At 39.6% G+C, this 18,860-nt stretch carries 18 protein-coding genes and 1 pseudogene; 5 read left to right on the top strand and 14 right to left on the bottom strand.

The window, feature by feature from the left end; translation table 11 throughout:
* Window positions 1-172 precede the first annotated feature (172 nt).
* Entirely contained in the window at window positions 173-1,366 is a 1,194-nt protein-coding gene (norA, locus tag V1500_RS07300) for a multidrug efflux MFS transporter NorA (RefSeq protein WP_409304916.1), read from the bottom strand.
* Window positions 1,367-1,492: 126 nt separating this feature from the next.
* Between norA and V1500_RS07295 the strand changes: the two are divergent.
* Window positions 1,493-2,311, top strand: a pseudogene (locus V1500_RS07295) (MerR family transcriptional regulator); the annotation flags it as partial.
* 344 nt (window positions 2,312-2,655) lie between these two features.
* Here V1500_RS07295 and V1500_RS07290 read toward each other — a convergent pair.
* The 7 genes from V1500_RS07290 to V1500_RS07260 form a co-directional block, all read right to left on the bottom strand.
* Window positions 2,656-3,264, bottom strand: a complete 609-nt coding sequence (locus V1500_RS07290) for an MEDS domain-containing protein (protein WP_409304915.1) — start codon at window positions 3,262-3,264, stop codon at window positions 2,656-2,658.
* A 451-nt stretch (window positions 3,265-3,715) separates the two neighbouring features.
* The gene (locus tag V1500_RS07285; RefSeq protein WP_409304914.1) at window positions 3,716-4,342 is read right to left on the bottom strand and encodes a hypothetical protein; all 627 of its coding nucleotides are present in this window, start codon (window positions 4,340-4,342) and stop codon (window positions 3,716-3,718) included.
* Window positions 4,343-4,512: 170 nt separating this feature from the next.
* Window positions 4,513-5,166, bottom strand: coding sequence for a dienelactone hydrolase family protein (locus tag V1500_RS07280; RefSeq protein WP_409304913.1), 654 nt, complete (start codon window positions 5,164-5,166; stop codon window positions 4,513-4,515).
* A 477-nt stretch (window positions 5,167-5,643) separates the two neighbouring features.
* The gene (locus tag V1500_RS07275) at window positions 5,644-6,939 is read right to left on the bottom strand and encodes an IS110 family transposase (RefSeq protein WP_409303922.1); all 1,296 of its coding nucleotides are present in this window, start codon (window positions 6,937-6,939) and stop codon (window positions 5,644-5,646) included.
* A gap of 202 nt (window positions 6,940-7,141) precedes the next feature.
* Window positions 7,142-7,591 (bottom strand): hypothetical protein, encoded by a 450-nt coding sequence (locus V1500_RS07270; RefSeq protein WP_409304912.1) that lies wholly within the window; start codon window positions 7,589-7,591, stop codon window positions 7,142-7,144.
* 152 nt (window positions 7,592-7,743) lie between these two features.
* Complete coding sequence (locus V1500_RS07265; RefSeq protein ID WP_409304911.1) at window positions 7,744-7,944, bottom strand: hypothetical protein; 201 nt, start codon at window positions 7,942-7,944, stop codon at window positions 7,744-7,746.
* A gap of 417 nt (window positions 7,945-8,361) precedes the next feature.
* Window positions 8,362-9,111: a DeoR/GlpR family DNA-binding transcription regulator gene (locus V1500_RS07260; RefSeq protein ID WP_409304910.1), complete on the bottom strand. Its 750-nt coding sequence runs from the start codon at window positions 9,109-9,111 to the stop codon at window positions 8,362-8,364.
* Window positions 9,112-9,268: 157 nt separating this feature from the next.
* On the opposite strand from V1500_RS07260, the gene V1500_RS07255 reads away from it, so the two are divergent.
* A complete protein-coding gene (locus V1500_RS07255; protein WP_409304909.1) occupies window positions 9,269-10,336 on the top strand; it encodes a Gfo/Idh/MocA family protein in 1,068 nt (355 codons plus the stop codon).
* Window positions 10,333-11,157: a sugar phosphate isomerase/epimerase family protein gene (locus tag V1500_RS07250; RefSeq protein ID WP_409304908.1), complete on the top strand. Its 825-nt coding sequence runs from the start codon at window positions 10,333-10,335 to the stop codon at window positions 11,155-11,157. The genes V1500_RS07255 and V1500_RS07250 overlap by 4 nt, the downstream gene beginning before the upstream one ends.
* 434 nt (window positions 11,158-11,591) lie before the next feature.
* Here the strand turns inward: V1500_RS07250 and V1500_RS07245 are convergent, their stop codons facing one another.
* Together V1500_RS07245 and V1500_RS07240 are read right to left on the bottom strand one after the other, a co-directional pair.
* Window positions 11,592-14,246, bottom strand: coding sequence for an MMPL family transporter (locus tag V1500_RS07245; RefSeq protein ID WP_409304907.1), 2,655 nt, complete (start codon window positions 14,244-14,246; stop codon window positions 11,592-11,594).
* Window positions 14,243-14,704, bottom strand: a complete 462-nt coding sequence (locus V1500_RS07240) for a MarR family winged helix-turn-helix transcriptional regulator (RefSeq protein ID WP_409304906.1) — start codon at window positions 14,702-14,704, stop codon at window positions 14,243-14,245. The genes V1500_RS07245 and V1500_RS07240 overlap by 4 nt, the downstream gene beginning before the upstream one ends.
* A gap of 462 nt (window positions 14,705-15,166) precedes the next feature.
* Here V1500_RS07240 and V1500_RS07235 point away from each other — a divergent pair, with 462 nt between their 5' ends.
* Together V1500_RS07235 and V1500_RS07230 are read left to right on the top strand one after the other, a co-directional pair.
* Window positions 15,167-15,739, top strand: a complete 573-nt coding sequence (locus tag V1500_RS07235) for a class I SAM-dependent methyltransferase (RefSeq protein WP_409304905.1) — start codon at window positions 15,167-15,169, stop codon at window positions 15,737-15,739.
* Between the two features lie 850 nt (window positions 15,740-16,589).
* Window positions 16,590-16,808, top strand: coding sequence for a hypothetical protein (locus tag V1500_RS07230; protein WP_409304904.1), 219 nt, complete (start codon window positions 16,590-16,592; stop codon window positions 16,806-16,808).
* Between the two features lie 164 nt (window positions 16,809-16,972).
* On the opposite strand, the gene V1500_RS07225 is transcribed toward V1500_RS07230, so the two are convergent.
* The 4 genes from V1500_RS07225 to V1500_RS07210 all read right to left on the bottom strand — a co-directional run bounded on the left by V1500_RS07225 (window position 16,973) and on the right by V1500_RS07210 (window position 18,707).
* Window positions 16,973-17,095: a YjcZ family sporulation protein gene (locus tag V1500_RS07225; protein ID WP_409304903.1), complete on the bottom strand. Its 123-nt coding sequence runs from the start codon at window positions 17,093-17,095 to the stop codon at window positions 16,973-16,975.
* Between the two features lie 474 nt (window positions 17,096-17,569).
* Window positions 17,570-17,620: a hypothetical protein gene (locus V1500_RS07220; protein ID WP_409305940.1), complete on the bottom strand. Its 51-nt coding sequence runs from the start codon at window positions 17,618-17,620 to the stop codon at window positions 17,570-17,572.
* A 107-nt stretch (window positions 17,621-17,727) separates the two neighbouring features.
* Complete coding sequence (locus V1500_RS07215) at window positions 17,728-17,826, bottom strand: YjcZ family sporulation protein (RefSeq protein ID WP_409304902.1); 99 nt, start codon at window positions 17,824-17,826, stop codon at window positions 17,728-17,730.
* Between the two features lie 266 nt (window positions 17,827-18,092).
* A complete protein-coding gene (locus V1500_RS07210; protein ID WP_409304901.1) occupies window positions 18,093-18,707 on the bottom strand; it encodes a DUF2232 domain-containing protein in 615 nt (204 codons plus the stop codon).
* Between the last annotated feature and the right edge of the window lie 153 nt (window positions 18,708-18,860).

Here is an 18,860-nt window from a genome sequence, read left to right as displayed (position 1 = left end):
TAGGATAACCTTGAATAATATTGTTAAATTTCACTCAACTCTTCTTCCACTAACATGCCCCTTTTAGCTCAATAAGAGGAATTCAATAAAAAAGGGACGTTAATCCTTCATGGATCAGCGTCCCCGCTGTTTAAGTACATGGTTCACAATTTCCGTCATTATTTCAATTTGCTTAATTGGCTCCACTTGTCTTCACTTCGTTTAAAGAATCACTTGCTTCCTTCCTCCAGAACAATGTAATAACTATTCCCACAGAGAGTATCATTGTCGCAAAGTAGTAAGGGTAGTTAATATCTATATCAAATAATACCCCCCCTAGAATTGGTCCGCTGATGTTCGCTAAACTTGTAAACATAGAGTTCATTCCACCCACGAAACCTTGTTCGTTCCCAGCAATATTTGAAAGGTATGAGGTAACTGCTGGCCGGAATATATCGAAGCCTACAAACACAATAAATGTAACAAGTAAAATAGAGAAATAGGAATGAACAACAGTCATTAAAAAGACTAGAATGGCTGATAATAGTAAGCTATATCGAATCAGTTTAATTTCACCCCAAATTTTTGTAAGCCGATCAAATAATATGACTTGTGAAAGTGCACCAAAAATGGCACCACCCGTGATCACAATGGCTATATCGGATGGTTTAAATTGAAATTTATGGTCCACAAATAGACTAAAAAACGATTCAAAAGCTGCTAAACCAAATGAGGCAATAAAAATTAAAATAAACGCAAGGAAATACTTAGGGGCAATAATCCGTTTGAGGCCAATTGTACCATCTGAGACTTGTCCATTACTATCATCTCTACGATCAGGCTCTTTTAATAAGATAATTGAAAGTATAGCAGCTATGGTACCAAATCCGCCTGCAAACAAGAATGGTATACGTGTTCCAAATTCCGCTAAAAATCCACCAATACCTGGACCAATTATAAATCCTGTACTAATTGCAGCTGACATATATCCTAGCGCTTTCGGGCGAGTATCCAAATTTGTAATATCAGCAATAAACGCTGTAACAGCTGGCATAATGAACGAAGCACTAATTCCACCCAAAATACGAGAAATAAATAGCATTTCGATTTCTCTGCCGATCCCAAATAAAAATTCAGAGATACCGAAAATAAATAAGCCAATGACAATCATAATTTTTCTGCCGAATTTATCTGCCGCTTTCCCCGCAAACGGTGAAGCAATCAATTGAGCAAATGCAAACGCTGCTGTTAAATAACCAATTGTTGTTCCAGTAATGCCTAGTTCATTCATCAGCGTAGGTAATACTGGAATTACAAGACCAATTCCCAAAAAGGCTATGAATAAATTCATTAATAATAACCCTAAGGTGACTTTATGAGCCTTCATCTTTTACATTCTCCCTTAATAAACAAATTCCCTTAAACTAATTTGTATTTTTCATTTATTTACAATAACCATCCTAGTGTATATAGTAACTATATAGTCAAGGGTGGTGCTGTAAAAAATGGATAAAAAAATGGCAAGTATTTAACTACTGGGGAATTTGCGAAGCTTTGTAAGGTAAACAAACAGACGCTCTTTTATTATGATCAAATTGGACTTTTGTCTCCCCTATGGAAAAATGAAAAAGGTTATCGTTATTATTCAATTCACCAAATAGAGCTATTCTTTGTTATTGATTTATTAAAGGACCTAGGTATGTCGCTAAACGATATTCAACAATATACACAAAATAAATCGCCTGAAAGTTTTTTATCATTAATGCATCAAAAAAAAGAAGAGATTGTGAAAAAGCGTAAGGAGATTGAAATGAAGGAAAGAATGATTGATGCAAAAATAGCATTAATGGAAGAAGCATCTCACCTGGATTTCAAACAAATTACGCTTAAACAATTACCGGAAGCAACACTATATCTAAGTAGAAACATTGAAAATATAAGTGATGAAGAATTTGTAGAAGTTATTTCAGATTTTATTAATGAATTGAATATATCTCATCTTGATTCAGGATATCCAATAGGTGGAATTACAAAGCGGGAGCACGTAATGAAGGGAGAATTCTCTAATTACAGCTTTTTATATATTGAGCAGCCGCATCCTAAGGTGGGGTATCCGTATTTTCAGGCGGTGAAAGGTGAGTTTCTCATTGGATATCATATCGGGGATGAGAAATCAATACATAAAACATATAAGCGACTTCTTTCAGAGATGAAACGTTTAAATTTAGCCTTAGGTGATTATGCTTTTGAAGAGTATATTTATGACACAGTTGTAATGAATGATAAGGAACATTACGTCACAAAAATTATGATACAAGTCGTTCAAATATGAAGGAAATTCTTCATATCTTTGTATAGAAGAGCTTGGGAAAAAATGTAACCCAAGCTATTTTTCCCATTGCCCATTATTCTATTTATCAAATATTTACCATCTAAGTAATAGAGCCAGAAGCATATATAATCCACTTCATCTCGTCACTAAACCAAAACATTTCCCGATAACGGCCATACTAACCTGCCCCTTTAGTACAACAAGAAAAAGTGCCAATGGCGACTCTCTTTATTCGTTGTAGAAATGCCGGTTGTTAACCCGGAAACATCAGAAGAATATGAGTTTGGCTGTAATAAGTACGCGGCTTTCGTTTTAGAAGACAGAAAAAAAGAAGGCTTAAGCCCTCATTTTTCCGGCGTCCAATCCATAGCGTCCTCTACCGCAGAAGCCAGCTCCATTTCTGGGATGAGTAACGCATAGTGGTCGGTCATTAAATAGCCGTGACACTTCATCAATTCTTTCTTCAGCTTATAAGAGAGCCGGTCTGATTCATAAGCACATACGGCGATTACCTCCATGTCGGGCATCAGCTGGTCCACCTCGCGTTCAAAGCTCTCGAGCGTCCGCTCGATTTCATTTTGTGGCCCCCACTCCACATGCCCCCATAACCGAAGACTCAATCCTTGTTCATAATAGGGGTCCAAGGTGTCAAAGAAATGATTAAAGATCGTCACAGGATGAAAATTGCCATTGGAAAAATAAAAATCGAAATTATTGATGAATTGGATCCGCTTTAGCTCCTGAACCGTCAGACGGCGGAATAGCTTTTCTGCGATTTTTAAGATAATCCGGTCATTTTCCACGAATACGATATGGTGTCCGTTCTTAATGCCGGTTACAATATAGTCTGCCGCATTGGCCACATATTCCCCCTCGCAGTTGGAAAAATACAGGATGTGCCCACCCCCGTTTTGCTGGATGGTTTGAGTAAACTGTGCCATATTATTTAGCATTCAATTATCCCCTTTATTGCCTGCCTGCTTTCCCGCAGCCGTTTTATTCTGTTTTTATCTACCATTCCTTTCAATCTGGATGTTCGTTTCCAGGATGTACCAGGGGTAAGGAGTTACCAAGAGCTATAGGATAGTATTCTCGATGGCCAGTGCTGTTTCCTGTTAAAACTTTGAACAAAGAGAAATCCTGAATCTGCTGCGGAAGGATTAATCACGTAATTTCGAGGATTTTTTTCATCGGTATTTCATTTTGAAATTTATGATATGGGGACATCGAAAAACCGTTCAAAACTTAATTTCCGGCTATTAAATAAAATAACTACACATTTATGCAGTGTATCATTGATCTTGTTCAACTGACCTGCCCCGTTGGCACAATAACCAATTCAACAAAAAAGTGCCTTAATCACACTTGGATCAAAGCACTCGTTAGTGAAGTAATGGTTATTTTTTAATAAGACCACATTTCGTCTTCTGAAATCCATTTATTATTCTTTAAATCATATGATTTATATTCATCGTGAAAAGATAAATAAGAAGGCAATTTAAAGTCCTGTCCATTCGCTTTTTCCCAGCAATCTAAAAACCATTTTTTTACGGTTTCTTGTTCTGCAATAACAATTTCTTCATCATTCTGTTCATAAAATTCAAGGAACTTATCCATTTGGTCAGTTGATTCTTGGTAATATACTATCTCCTGTAGTACATTCATACTCCCCGCGAACATCTTTGGATCGTCACCTTCATAAAAGACTTCATTAGCCTCTTTATCCATCGAATACATTACGATTGATAATTCATATCTTGTAGGTTCCATAAATGCTGAAAAATCTAACAACTCCACTTCGGAATAAATCTTCAAACTCCGTATTTCAGTTAATTTTTGTATTAGCATTTCAGAGTTTAATTCAAGATTATTTGTTATTGTGTTTGTATAATTGTCTATCGTAAACATAGATTCTCCTTCATTTTCATTAGTTTTATTTTCTACTAAATTCTCTTTTTTATCATTACTGTCTGCCCCTTGGCAACCAGCTAATAATAACAAAACCACGAAACTATATAGTAATCTCTTCATACAATTTACTCCGTTTTCACTTTTTTTACACACATGATAAATATTAACATTTTCATGAGTACATTTGGAGGGTGTTTCTTCAACTAAACTGCCTCTTTAAGGTGCTGAACCAATAGATTTAGCCCACTAATAAAAAAAGCATTACGAGGTTGTAATGCTCCACATGAAAATTATTTGGTTTGTTCAAGAAGCCACCTAAAGAGATTAGGATTCTTATAAGCTGCCCCCCAACAGTTATGACCAATTTCAGGATAATATGTATATCTAACATTTCCACCGATCTTTTCTAATGCACTCACAAGCCGTTTTGTATTTTCTATTGGAACAGATTTATCTTTCTCCCCATGAAATGCCCATACAGGCAAGTCCTTAAGTGTACATATTTTCTCTGGCATTATGGCTCCACCACAGATAGGGGCTATTGCAGTTAATTTGTCTGGAAATTTCATTGCGAAATCCCAAGTGCCGTAGCCTCTCATACTTAACCCACTTAGAAATACCTTCCTATCATCTATTTTATACAACCGTTTGATTTCTTCCAATAATTTACTTAGAGCATCAATTTCAAGAGACCATACGGTACCATCTGGACACTGGGGGCAAATTAGAATGAATGGCAAATCTGCGTGGGAAAGGATTTCTGGTATCCCGTAATTTTTTACTTTTTCAATGTCATTTCCCCGTTCGCCAGCCCCATGGAGAAAGACTAGTAATGGATATTGTTTGTTATCCACACTCTCATAATCTTCAGGCAAGAAAACAAGATAGTTTAAATCAATTTTTCTAGTGATTTCAGTATTAAATTGATTTATTATTTCCTTCATGATAACCTCCAACATGAAATTAGAAACAAGATTATATACCACCTGGGTATTTAACTAACCTCCCTCAATAAAGAAACGAAAATCTTCCGATTTCTCCAGTATTCTTAGGTTTTCATAGTTATCTACTTGTCGGTAATATTTTTGTAGTTGGGGATTTATCACTTAAAAGGATATAATTGGACCTCTAAAGGAAAAAGAGTTATAACCCACTAACCAACCAATTACATTTATTGGTGGATGATCCAAAATATGATTGCACTGGCGGATGTCCACATTTCTCATGGAGGTCAACCCTCCCATGCCTCACAGAGTCTTCGCTCTCAAATTCCTTCGTCCAACCTTTCCATGAGGTGGATGTCGGCCATGCTGCCCCACAGGGTCTTCGCCCTTAATTTAGTTGCTTTGCCGACTAATCCGTGCTTCAAATGTCCCCAAATCAATAAAACAACATCTACTATTTCCCTAACGAAAAAAGTCTTAAGCGGCCATTTCTGTCTTCTTGGATATTGACTGATGAGGGATGTCTTTTAACATCTTGTCTTCACTAAAATCAAATTGCTTTTTCCCTATTCCAAAGAAAATTCGGATCAATTTATTACACAATGCAATAAGGGACTGCATCTTCTTTAAAGGGTTATCAGGACGTTGCGTATAGTACACATGTAATGAATGAAACGCTGAGTTTTTGGCTACGAGAACCATACAAACCCGGAACAACAGGGCCCGGAGCTTTTTACGTCCCCTCTTTGTAATCGTCGTTTTCCCCTTGTGCTTACCAGAAGTATTTTCTTTCAAACTCAAGCCGGCCAGCTTGATAATCTGTCGGGGATGAGAGTATTCGCTAAGATCACCTACTTCGGCAAAGAAACCGGCGACCGTGTCCCTGCCAACACCCTTTATCGCCAACATTTGCGGTACACCCGGTATTTCCTCAAGTAAACTATCTATCTGTGCGTCCAATTCTTCGAATTTCACCTGTATTAACTCATATTTAGCCAGAAGCGTTTTCAGTTCCAGTTTTGCCATTTCAGAGCCTTGACGAAGTCCGATGGACTTCTTCGCAGCCTGCTTTAATTCCTGAATCTTATTCAGACCTACACTCCTGGTTACGGCTTTTCTAAGATGAGAAAGCAATTCTTCGTCGGAGAAATCAACTATCTCATGCGGTAACGCATCGAGCTTTAGGAATTGTAACGCTGCCTTGCCCTCCCACTTCTTAAAGACCGTCAGAAATTCAGGAAAGTACCGGTCAATCCAGTTATGAACCTGACCTTGGACTGTCTGAAGATCCTCTGTCAAAAGGTCCCGTATCTTCTTTGCCACCCGTAGTTCGGCATAAACTCCCTGTGGAATTGTAGGTTCTGCGAACCTCCCGTCTTTGACCAGTTGGGCAATGACTTTAGCGTCCTTCACGTCATTTTTAGTGGGAGAATTATCATCAAGCTCCTTGCTTTTCTTCACGTGCAAGGGATTCACAGCTACCAATTTTATTTCATTTTCTTTTAATATGTGAGCCAAATTGAACCAATAATGACCTGTAGGCTCCATCCCCACCATCACATGATCCATGCCTTGTTCTTTCTTGATCTCCAACATCCAATTAAGGAAATGCTCGAACCCTTGTCTTGTATTTTCAAAATAACAGGGCGATCCAAATTCCATTCCCCTAAAGTCCTGGGCACGTGCCACGTGCTTGAATTTTGCAATATCCACCCCTATAATCAAGGTTTGGGAAGTAATTTGAGCAATCTTCTTATTTTGGTTATAATTCATTGTAAAGCCTCCTGGTATATGAGATTTGTCCTTTCCGCTGGCCGAGCTTCAGGACCCTCTCATTCTACCAAGAGGTTATTTTTTTGTTCAAACTCCATTTTCATTCATTACAGGAATGCTGCCCCGTTAGTGGAACAAGAAGGACCTTCCTTAACTACATCGGCACTGTGCCCGCTGTTGAACATTACGGAATTGTGATGCTTCATTTTACTTTTACGACAAACACATGGCTTGCACTGCCCTTTTCCCAACTTGCAGAGACATCGTATACATAAGTCCCTTTTTCATTTGGTGCTGTAAAGGAGTTCCCTTTTAGGGAGACTGTTTCGCTTTCATTATCCGGACTCCAACGGTTCGCTCCCACGCTGCCCTTGTTGGGCTTCTTCCCGTATTCCAATGTGATTGTAGTTCCTGGAGATATCGACATGGGCTTAGCTTGGTGGTGTTGGATTATTCCAACTGGACCGATGGTATCGACGCACCTTCCGTTAAGCATGGAATTCCAGCAATACGACCCAAGATATACCCGTATGAATTTCCCATCTGCCTTCACAGCGGGTTGTGGTGGTTCTCCCTGAAGCAGCCCCTCACCTATGTATAGTCCAAAAAGAATCAAACCAACCAGTCCGACTCGCAATATGGTTTTTTTCATGAACATTCCTCCTATTTTCATAGACGGATATTTTCTTGGTTGCGTTACATTCCTACTACAAGAATATTGAGAACAATTAGTAATACTAAATAAAGAATATGGAAAAAGAAGGACTTTTTCTTCAATAAGAAAAGCTGCCACAACGGCAGCATTTATTTCTCTTGTACATCTTTCAAAAGGACCTTGAAAGCATCAATAATTAATGGAATACCACACAGGCAGGAGATGATTAAGCCCAAGTAACGATATATTTCTTCTATATCATCCATCCAATACAGTACACTTGGTATTGGTGAAATTAATAAAGTGAATCCTATTATAAATCCATAGAAAAGTGTTCTTTGTCTATCCATAGTTATAATTCCTTTATTCATAGATTATGTCAGATTAAATTATTCTGCTTTACAGAGGAAAATCCTTCTTCAGCTAACCTGCCCCTTTAGCAAAATAAAAAAGCCACTATGGAAGCGACTTATCTGTATGATTTTATCCCTTGTTAGGCAACCCGGAAGGCTGATAAAAAGGTGTAATCCTGCCAATCAACGCACCCGTTAACCTAAATACACTCGTTCACAATTCTCTGGTTCAAGATAACATTATTTCTGATTCCCAGGCTAAGAAAAATTCTTCTACTGTTGAGTATCTGTCTTTTTTGCCCCTTCCTCTTCTCCGCTAAACTGCCCCTTTAGCCCAATAGAAAAAGCTGTCCAAACGATCAGCTCCCCCCATTCAATGATTTGCCTTTTACTAATTTTTTTATCGAAGGTTCGTTACATTAGTTCAATATCCATTTCCTTATAAGTAGTAAAGTGCAAATCCGATATGTCCTCAACAGTAATTAAGTAGTCCAGATCAGAAACAGGACCCACAATATAATTTGAAATGGTATTGAGTTTAGTTCGGGTTATAAGGCACGCAACCTTGTTCGAACTTTTTATCATTTGCTGCTTCACATACGACTCTTCCAGATTGGGGATACTCAATCCGAAATCAGGATGTAAAGAATAAATACCCAGAAAACAAAGGTCAGCTCTTATGCTTTTCAGCTTTTCCACTACTTCAATCCCTATGTTTATCAACGATTCCTTAAAAAAGGTCCCGCCTAACATCACAATATCGATATGAGGATGATTTGCCAGCTCGATACATATAACGGGGCTATTGGTGATAATCGTCCCCTTGAAATCAAGGGGAATCTCTTTAGCAAGGAACAGATTTGTTGTACCGCCATCCAAGATAATGACCTGCCCGTCTTTGATCAGCTTGACCCCTTTTTCAGCCAGAGCTTTCTTGATCTCTACATTCTCCCCGGTTCTTACTGAATGGATGACAGATCCAGTAGCCACAGGGAATGCCCCGCCATGAACCCGCTGTAATAGGCCCTTGGAATCCATTTCCCTCAAGTCCCTGCGGATCGTATCCTCTGAGACATTCCATCGTAAACTCAATTCTTTCGCGACCACTTTTCCCTCGTTGTCCAAAGTATCCAATATCTTTCTTTGCCTTTCTTCTCGTAGCATGCCGTTATAATCTTCCTTTTTTCTTGATTTTTCTTGTATTATACCTTTTTTATCCCAAAACAACCAAAATTACAAGTATAAACGCGGATATTATTCTTGATACTTCTCATTTTTCATTGTATCATTGCTTCAAAATCTAAAAACGGAGGAAAACAAGATGAAACAAGAAAAAATAAGAATCGGCATCCTTGGATGCGGTGCGATTTCCCAGGCTGCCCATATTGATTCCTGCAGAAAAGGGAAAAATGTAGAATTGTATGCATTGTGTGACGGAGCAGAGGATTTGCTTGCAAGGGTATCAGAAATCCATAGACCGAAGTTTTCATATTCAGATTACGATGAAATGCTTCAAAATGAGGAGATAGATGCCGTCATTATCGGGATATCTGACCACTTTCACGTGAATGCGGCCATCAGGGCACTGCAGGCTGGCAAACATGTTTTAGTAGAAAAACCATTAGGCATTGCCATTGAAGAATGTCTGGAATTAGAAAAAGTCGTAAAAGAAACAGGGCTGGTCCTGCAAGTGGGGAATATGAAAAGGTTTGACGAAGGGATTGCCACTGCGAGGGAATTTGTCCAACATGAGCTCGGAGAACTCCTGGCTCTGAAGGCCTGGTATGGTGACAACTTTCAACGGTATACGGTTACCGATAATGTCATGCCGATTATCGAAAGGAGCCATCATGCGATAAGACCTAAGCATAATATTAAGGCAGACAAAAAACAATATTATATGCTGGCACATGGAAGCCATTTAGTAGATACCGCACGTTTTTTTGGGGGAAATATCGTAAGTGCCCAGGCCCACCATACGGAAAGGTTCGGGGCCCACAACTGGCTGGCGACGGTTGAATTTGAAAATGGAAGTTTCGGACAATTAGATCTCACGGTAGGAATCAGGATGGATTGGCACGAAGGTTTTCAAATTTACGGGGAACACGGAAGTGTTGTCGGCAAAACCTATAACCCCTGGTTATTCAAATCGAGTGATGTGGATATCTTTTCAACGAAAGACAATCAATTTCATCGCCCATTAGCTTCAGACGGACATTTTTATCGCCGGCAGCTGGAGGGCTTTGCCAACACCATTTTACATAATGAACCGATGCACGGGGCCACCGTCCATGACGGAATCGCCAACATGAAAGCGATGGTCGCCATTGCCAGGTCCGTAGAATCTGGCCGACGCATCCACCTATCAGAAGTAAAAGGAGCAGTATGATGGAAATTGGTATATTTGCTAAAACCTTCAGCCGGAATAATGTGATGGATGTGATCCAGGCTATTCAGGATTATGACATTCATACCGTTCAATTTAATATGGCCTGTGCCAACTTGCCGACACTGCCCGCAAAAATGGAACGAGCAACCATACGAAAACTGCAGAACGTTTTTAGTACTTCGAATGTTCATGTAGCAGCTCTGTCGGGAACATTTAACATGATTCATCCCAGCATCCACGAACGTGGCAAGGGACTAGTTGGATTAGAGAATCTGGCCTACATCTGTGAATGTATTGGAACGAACATCATTACCCTTTGTACGGGCAGCAGGGATGCAAACGACATGTGGAAATTCCATCCTGAAAATAATTCACAGAAAGCATGGGATGACTTACTGCAAACCATGGAGAAGGCCCTGAAGATTGCTGAGAAATACGATATTGTTCTCGGCATTGAACCGGAACTTTCAAACGTTATCAATACGGCAAGCAAAGCAAGGTCAATGTTGGATACGTTCCAGTCTAAGCATCTTAAAATTATTATGGATGGTGCGAACCTGATTCCAATCCATCGAATCCACCGGATGAACCCTATCCTGGATGAGGCTTTTGACCTCTTAGGAGAAGATATCATTTTGGCCCATGCAAAGGATTTGTCCATTGAACAGGATGATTTTGTGGCCGCGGGCCAGGGCAATCTTGATTACAGGCATTACTTGTCGCTATTGAAGTCTGTTGGTTATGAACGCCCTCTCATCATGCACGGGTTAAGAGAAGACCAGGTTTCTACAAGCAAATCGTTTCTAGAGAAACTAAGCTAATGATGAAAATGCCGCTCTTCGTTCATGATTCTATCCGCTACATTATAAGATCAAAGAGACGGAGTCTCATTTCTTTTATGCAGGCCTCTGGATAAACCCATTATCCCGTCATGTATGATATGCCAATCTCCGTACGGATCTTAAAAAATCTTTTATTTCGGGAACACATTCCAATTAACGCTATGATCACCCGCCAATATTACTTCAACCAAATTTCATCTATTTCTTCTATTTCTTCATCGTTCTCAGACTGCCCTCGCCGTTTGCACATCAAAAAAAGCCTATAAACATTCTTACTCGACTTAATTTAATGACAAAGGAAAATATTACAAAAACGGCGAGTTCTCCTTCAATAACATGCCGCATCAGTGAGCACAGCAAAAAAACCAAGGAGGATTGTATTCCTCTTTGGTTTTTTATTTAGTTCCGGAATGTTATTCTGTTTTCTTTCTTCCGAATGGCCACCAGTTACCTTCCCCTAGCGTAACAACGATTGCCGGAACTAAAAGCGGCAAGATTACAAGGCCATATAACAGTAAACCAATGATGATTACTGTTGCTACTTGGACAAGTGTAAGCACTCCTGAAGGGATCATAGCTGCGAAGGTTCCTGCCAGGATGATGGATGCTGTTATGATTACAGAGCCCATTTTAGTCATTGCCGTCACCATTCCTGGTACGATGCCGACTTTAACCTCTTCATTGAAACGGTCAAGCAAGAAGATTGAATAGTCAATTCCCAATGCTACCAGTATTACAAAACTAAAGAAAGGCACTGCCCAGCTAATACCGCTGTATTCCATACCATTAACGAAAACTAACTCTGAGATAGACATCGCTGTGTAGTACGTCAGTAATAAGGATGCAATCATATAAATAGGCATGATCATTGAGCGGAATAGGATGGTCAGAACCACAAATAGCCCGGTCATCATAATAATCATAGTCCGTGTCAGGTCTGTGGTAGAAATTGATTTTAAATCTGCATTTGAACTGGAGACCCCGCCATACGCAATTTCCGCTTTTTCGAAAGGAGTACCCAGTACTTCACTGGCGACAGCTTTTTTAATCTTATCTACTGTTTCGATCGCTTCCTCCGAATAAGGATTTACACCAAGTACCACATTCAAAGTTACCCCTTTACCTTCTGCAAAGGAATAAGTATCAATGGCTTGCTTGAATCCCTCTTCTTTCAGAGCATCAGGTGGAATGTAAATACCAGTTTCATTGATTGTTGTGCTATCACTCATTTTGTTCAGCATATCAGTAGCTTTCGTGAGACCTTCTGATATTTTGGCAATTCCATGATCGGCACTCGCTACTCCTTGAGAAAGTTTGTTAAGATTCTCGGTTAGTGCTCCAACTTGCTGTTGTTGTTTGGCAAGTTCTGTACCTGCCTGCTCCAAACCTGATTGCACTTGTTTCAACTGTCCGCTAATGGCGTTTAGTTGAGGAACCGTTTGTTGTACATTACCAGTATGTGCAAGCTGCCGGCTTACTAACTGTAAACCGTTATTGATTTGGCCAAGGCCATTTGTTGCTTCTGACAGCGGATTTCCGGAAGATCCACCCGCAGCTGCCCCTGTTTGTTTGGCGATCTGACTCAATCCGTCTTCCACCTGTTTCAGACCGGTTTGAACGTCCCCTAAACCTTTTACAGCATCATTGATCCCCTTGGACATGGCCCCTAATTGGGAATCAATATATAAATCTTTTATTCTTTCACCTGTCGGTTGAGTAATCGTCAATACTGAATCAACATTATCTACCTTTTCAATGGCCCTGCTTATGTTTCCTAGATAAGGAATTGTGTCGGCTGTTGTTAAGTCTTTATCTCCTTTAATCACTATATTCACAGGGAAGGCTTTTCCTTCACCCATAGCGTCTCTTATTGCATTCAACCCTTTAATAGACTTATATTCACTGCTGATTTCTTCGGTATTGTCGAACGAAACCTGTTTATCATATGTCAGGATAAACGGCACAGTAATAATGGCCGTAATGATTAAAAATAATAATGGACGGGAAACGGAGTGTTTACCCAGAAATGCCCAAAGTTTGTTGTCGCTATGAGATGCCGCTTTCTTGGATGGCCAGAACAGCTTCTCACCTAATGTCACCATGAACAGCGGCAGCAAGGTAAACAGAATGAGAATGAGTACACCGACTCCCACTGCCACCCCAACGGCAGACTGGAAGATTGCGAACTCAGCGAAGCCTATAGCAGCAAACCCGATCAGTACTGCAACTCCGCTGATAAATAATGTTCTACCGGCAGTACGGTAAGCAATAATGGTTGCCTCTACCTTATTATGGCCGTTCGCCAATTCTTCACGGAATCGAGTTAAAAGAAGGATACAATAATCCGTTCCTATCCCAAATAGAATGGCAACCAGGAAGGTTTGTGTAAAGGTTGAGATCGGGAAATCCATTTTTTCCACTAAAAATGCAAGCACCGATTGACTTAATAAGTATGTGACACCAACAGCGATAAGCGGAACAAATGGAGTCACTATAGATCGAAAGACTAATAGCAATAACCCTAAAATCAACACAATTGTAATTAATTCTGTTTTCTTTAACCCTTCCTCAGAACTATGTCCAAAATCCTGATTAATGAGAGAAGATCCAGTAACATAGGCAATTATGTTATCTGGTACCGCCTCATATATTTCATCAGCTATTTTTTCCACCTGTTCGTCTGAACCCGTAACCGTCACTGGTATAAGGATGGTTTTCCTATCTTTTGACATCAGCTGGTCGCGGATCTTCTCGTCTTGTGACAGAGGGGTTGTGATACCCTGTACACCCTTGATATCCTTCATGTCAGTGATTACATCTTGTAGCTGCTTCTCTGTGTCATTATTCAGCGCCTTGTCGAGTGTAAGCACCACACTTATTGTATTATCGTCCAAACCCGCATCCTTTAGAATCTGAGCAGCTCTTGAGGAGGAAGCACTATCTGGAAGCTGAGTCTGCCCTTTTTCATTAGCAAGTTTCGTTAAGTTTGGAGCTAACATAAATAAGGTAACAGTTAAAGCTACTATTAAAGCAGCAATGACCCATTTAAATTTTACGATGAACCTCATTCTTTGGTGTCTCCTTTCTCCTTCAGCTTCTCTTTAACTGTAGTGAAGATATCAATGAAAGTATCTATTTTTTCATCTTCAATATCAGCCAGTAGCGTTTCGACTTTTTGAAAAATGGCAGTTTCTATTTCCTGTAAGGTCTTTTCCCCTTGGACAGTAAGCCTAACAAGCTTGGAGCGTTTATCTGCAATAGATGAAGTTTCATCGCATTCGATCAAACCTTTATTAAGTAACTTGGTTAACCTGTTTGAAATGGCACTTTTATGAACACCTTGCGACACAGCAAGACTCCCGGGAGAACAGGCACCCTTTTTCTTTAATATGTTGAGTAAATCTATCTGTTCTCTAGATATGTGCTTCAAGATATCTAAGTTAATTTCTTTGTTTATCATTTCTACGCCCTCGAATAATACGTCACCAAAAAGATTTACAGCTTGATATAAATTCTCTCTGCTCATTAAGTTCACCTCATTCCCGAATATAGTTTATAGGGATAAACCATTTGATGTATGTAGTTTACACCTATAAACTATTTTTAGTCAATGCTAAAGAGCTAATAAATTTGCTTCTTCTTTGAAAGTATAAGGCCAATTCTTTCCAAATATTCGCTAATTTCAGGATTTCAAACCCTTGGTCCTTGTGTTTATGTATTAGGAAGTAAGCCTGTGGCAATCGGGCACTTGAACACATTGCGATAAATAAAAAAGTGGGATCACACTCCGTATTTTTCGATACCTTCAAAAGGAGAGGAGCTTGCATACGTTCCTTTGTATTATTCAGCTGCTGTCACTTTATTGCTGAAGAAAAAGTCACCCAGTTTGCAACTTTTCTTCAACAATAGCACCCAATGTAAATAAGATATTGACATATTCAGATTTCATAAAAGATATTGTTTTATTATCAGCATAGGGGCAACGCATATGAAATACAGACAATCAGGCATGCCCAGCGATGACACCTGGGAAGGATTTTTCGATACACAATTGGTATTAAAGTCATTGGATATTACTAAGGATATTAAGAAATTCATAGATATAGGCTGTGGATATGGCACATTCCTCATTCCTGCTTCACGGATCATATCTGGTGTTGCAATTGGTGTGGATATCGACAACTGGTATCTGGAATTGTGTCAGAAACGAGTTTCAGACGCTTCCATCGAGAACATCAGGTTAATCAATGGAGATATATCACAATTACAGGATGATTCGTTAAAAGGCGCTGATTATGTGTCTCTGTTTAACATCCTTCATTGTGAAGAACCTCTTGCATTAATGAAAAATGCAATGTCCCTCTTAAGAGATGGAGGAAAGATAGGAATCATGCATTGGAAACACACAGAAACTCCGAGGGGTCCATCGTTAGATATCCGCCCTAAACCGGAAACCATCATAGAATGGACAGGCGAACTCAGTTTAAGTGTAATCAGGCAAGTGGAGCTTCCTCCGATCACTTTGGCATCGTATTTGAAAAGTGAACACCCATTCATATGAATGGGTGTTTGTTTGCGTCATTCAAATAACCTGCTCTCAAGCTATCTAATGATGTTTGAGAGCTTACTGATAAAGCAAAAATGAGGATTTTCTTCATTTCAATGGCACTTTAAAGAAATAACAGCGATGAGTTTCCATTCAGTTCCAAAACGATTAGAACTGCAAAAAACCCATAGCATGCTGCTGTCCGGCCAGCAGATGCAGCAGATCGGGCGGTTATGAAACTCCTTCACCGTTTAGTCGTGAGTATTCCGCATGTTTGGTTTTACGCCGATAAAAGCAATAAAACGATTGAGAGTACAAAAGAATCATCTATACATGGGGATTCTACTTTTTTAACGTCACTTCAGGCATATTTGCAAACAATGTATCTTAACTAAACTGGCCACTTTTGTGAAAAAGCAAAAAACGATCTTAATGGAAGCTTCAAACTTACGACTACATACATCTCACTCTGTTCGTACATTAAATGCATTTGATTTGCAATCTAATCGGCCCTAATGAGCGCACCCCTTCTTTATCCACCACATAATCGAGATGAAGGACCGAAATCGGGGAGATGGTTGTGAAGAGGTCGTTCATGAGGTCGATGAAGGCCAAAAACCAGTGAGAGAAGGCGGAAAAGATTCTTCATAGGCGAGATGAAGGCCCAAAATCGGTGATAGAGTTGTGAAGAGGTCGTTCATGAGGTTGATGAAGGACCAAAATCAGTGAGAAAATGCGAGAAAGGTTCTTCATTGCCGAGATGAAGGCCCAAAATCGGTGATAGAGTTGTGAAGAGATTATTCATCAGGTCGGTGAAGGACCAACACCTAGTTAGAAGAATCGAGAAAGGTTCTTCATGAGGTGGATGAAAGACAAATCTGCTGACATCATTGTCAAGAGCTCGTCTTTAGAAGGATCAAAAACAAAACTAGTGACAGATGTCTGCCATCGAGGCTGTTTAGATATCAATCGCAACATAGTCATCAAAATGGAAGGCAAGCTTTTTCGGAGAAGCCTATTAAATATGTACGAAGAAGACGGCATTTGTATCCGTGCTTCTTCTGGAGGTTGTATGTCTGAATAGGGTAATACGGTGCTTACATTAAAGTATTCCTTAACCGTTATTCTGTCTGGGCTATTTGCGAAAAAACAGTATTCATAAGAATTTCACATAAGGAAAAAGCAGAATCTTAATTAGATGGTTAGTTAAAAAAATAAGGTCCTTTGAAGGACCTATAAACACTTCAGTTAATAAGCACAGGCACATCCAACAATAATCAACAGAATAAATAATACTACAATCAAAACGAATGTGGACCCGTAACCGTGACCGACGCCGTATCCATATCCATATGGTCCGTAGCCATACATAATCATTCCCCCTTTCTTAAGAGTATTTTGTTAATTCAGAACCAACATCCACCAAACGCAGCGCCTGCCACATTTAGTAAGATAAATAGGATAACGATTAATTAATTCCGCTGCCGTATCCTGCCCCATCAAAAACAATTTCCTCCTTTCACTGTTGTTATAACCTATGTAAGTGTGTAAATATTGTGATGTGATGGATATGCTTTCTTCCATAAATTTTCATGGACGTTGGATTGATTTTCAGTGAAAACCCCAAAAATAAGAAGACTGGATGCGGGACCGATCTTCTTATAGGAGATTGTATTTGAAGAAGAAGGTATTACGGTGCTTACACTAGAGTATTCTTAAAAGCACATTCTGTATGGGCTATGTAAGGTAAAAATAAATAATCTAAAAATCCCATATCTGCAAGGTGCAGCAATGTATGGACATTCATAAGCTCTTCAAAAAAAATAAAGGTCCTTCAAAGGACCCTTAAACATTTTCATAATTAGGACAAGCACATCCAACAATAATTAAGAGGATGAATAAAACTCACAATTAATACGAATGTCCGTCCATAACCGTAATCGCCGTAGCCATACATAATAAGAAATACCCATTCTTTAAACCATTAATATTTTCTTGCTTTATTACCAACCACCACAATACGCCGCACCTATAACGATAAGTAAGATGAACAAAACAACGACCAAGGCAAATCCGCTGCCGTATCCTGCCCCATCAGCCATAATTTATTCCTCCTTTCGAACTAATACTATAACCTATGTCAGTAGAGAAAAATTGTATGGGCTAATGATTAAAAAACCCAAGAATCGAATCTAGGGGCATTAATAAAACACTGACAAGGACCATACATAGTGCTCCCCCTCGCATGCAAAGTCCTGATCAATCCCCCATCAGGAGAGATAAAGACTCTATGCTTGTGAAAGGTGATTCGTAACACGGCTCCACTAGAAAAAGTGCCTCAGGTTACAGGCACTTTTTCATATTTGATTTATTCATTTGTGTCTAATTTTTCGGATACAGCCTTGATTGCTTTATCGGGCAGAGCACGGCCCAACCGTTTTAGGGCAAACCAACAAGATTCTGCTGCCATCCATGCATATAAAATACTGCCTATCCCTACGAGCAATAACGGACCAAAATGAAAGGCTGTATCAACTTCAGGTCCTAACACAGGAAAGCGGAAAATAAATAGGAGCGCCATGATTCCTATAAATAAGGCCGCTCCCGCCAGGATTACAACCCAAAATCTTGTTTTCCGCTTACAGAAGGAACCGCCAAGCACCAACCCTAGAATTCCCGTTGTGAAAGCAAAAATGATTAGCTCGCTAGGCTGGATGAACAATAAAAGCAGGAACGTAACAAAATAAGAAAGAAATCCGTGCCTCACGGATACCACCGTTGCTAAAAAGATCGGTAAAGTCGTCATGGCACTTACGAAAAAACCGATGCCGGGCACATATCCCCCTGCTGACTGAGACATGGCTGCACACGCGCTTAATGCGGCGGTAAGTATTAGTTTTGTGGTAGAAGACAATTCGATAAGGGCATGCGGTATTCCCAAGAAAGGCCTACGCCAATACTGTACGGTTTTACTTTTTACCATCTTCGTGAGCCCCACCTCCAATAAACTTCTACACTACCCTCATACTATTCACCGCTTTATCCAACTACCACCGTATATGTGCGCCACTTCACCATAGAGGACTAATAGACCAGTTCTATTCATATTCTTATAAAAAGAAACAATGAAGGAGTG

Origin of the sequence: Peribacillus sedimenti, from assembly GCF_046237635.1 — a bacterium.
Classification (GTDB): domain Bacteria; phylum Bacillota; class Bacilli; order Bacillales; family DSM-1321; genus Peribacillus; species Peribacillus sedimenti.
The sequence above is the reverse complement of the archived record's forward strand: the minus strand, read 5'-3'. Positions and strand labels throughout refer to the sequence as shown.

What these genes read in the sequence shown, in the direction of transcription:
- norA (WP_409304916.1), bottom strand. Translation starts at nt 1,366, where the DNA reads ATGAAGGCTCATAAAGTCACCTTAGGGTTATTATTAATGAATTTATTC.
- V1500_RS07290 (WP_409304915.1), bottom strand. Translation starts at nt 3,264, where the DNA reads ATGCTAAATAATATGGCACAGTTTACTCAAACCATCCAGCAAAACGGG.
- V1500_RS07285 (WP_409304914.1), bottom strand. Translation starts at nt 4,342, where the DNA reads ATGAAGAGATTACTATATAGTTTCGTGGTTTTGTTATTATTAGCTGGT.
- V1500_RS07280 (WP_409304913.1), bottom strand. Translation starts at nt 5,166, where the DNA reads ATGAAGGAAATAATAAATCAATTTAATACTGAAATCACTAGAAAAATT.
- V1500_RS07275 (WP_409303922.1), bottom strand. Translation starts at nt 6,939, where the DNA reads ATGAATTATAACCAAAATAAGAAGATTGCTCAAATTACTTCCCAAACC.
- V1500_RS07270 (WP_409304912.1), bottom strand. Translation starts at nt 7,591, where the DNA reads ATGAAAAAAACCATATTGCGAGTCGGACTGGTTGGTTTGATTCTTTTT.
- V1500_RS07265 (WP_409304911.1), bottom strand. Translation starts at nt 7,944, where the DNA reads ATGGATAGACAAAGAACACTTTTCTATGGATTTATAATAGGATTCACT.
- V1500_RS07260 (WP_409304910.1), bottom strand. Translation starts at nt 9,111, where the DNA reads ATGCTACGAGAAGAAAGGCAAAGAAAGATATTGGATACTTTGGACAAC.
- V1500_RS07255 (WP_409304909.1), top strand. Translation starts at nt 9,269, where the DNA reads ATGAAACAAGAAAAAATAAGAATCGGCATCCTTGGATGCGGTGCGATT.
- V1500_RS07250 (WP_409304908.1), top strand. Translation starts at nt 10,333, where the DNA reads ATGATGGAAATTGGTATATTTGCTAAAACCTTCAGCCGGAATAATGTG.
- V1500_RS07245 (WP_409304907.1), bottom strand. Translation starts at nt 14,246, where the DNA reads ATGAGGTTCATCGTAAAATTTAAATGGGTCATTGCTGCTTTAATAGTA.
- V1500_RS07240 (WP_409304906.1), bottom strand. Translation starts at nt 14,704, where the DNA reads ATGAGCAGAGAGAATTTATATCAAGCTGTAAATCTTTTTGGTGACGTA.
- V1500_RS07235 (WP_409304905.1), top strand. Translation starts at nt 15,167, where the DNA reads ATGAAATACAGACAATCAGGCATGCCCAGCGATGACACCTGGGAAGGA.
- V1500_RS07230 (WP_409304904.1), top strand. Translation starts at nt 16,590, where the DNA reads ATGAAAGACAAATCTGCTGACATCATTGTCAAGAGCTCGTCTTTAGAA.
- V1500_RS07225 (WP_409304903.1), bottom strand. Translation starts at nt 17,095, where the DNA reads ATGTATGGCTACGGACCATATGGATATGGATACGGCGTCGGTCACGGT.
- V1500_RS07215 (WP_409304902.1), bottom strand. Translation starts at nt 17,826, where the DNA reads ATGGCTGATGGGGCAGGATACGGCAGCGGATTTGCCTTGGTCGTTGTT.
- V1500_RS07210 (WP_409304901.1), bottom strand. Translation starts at nt 18,707, where the DNA reads ATGGTAAAAAGTAAAACCGTACAGTATTGGCGTAGGCCTTTCTTGGGA.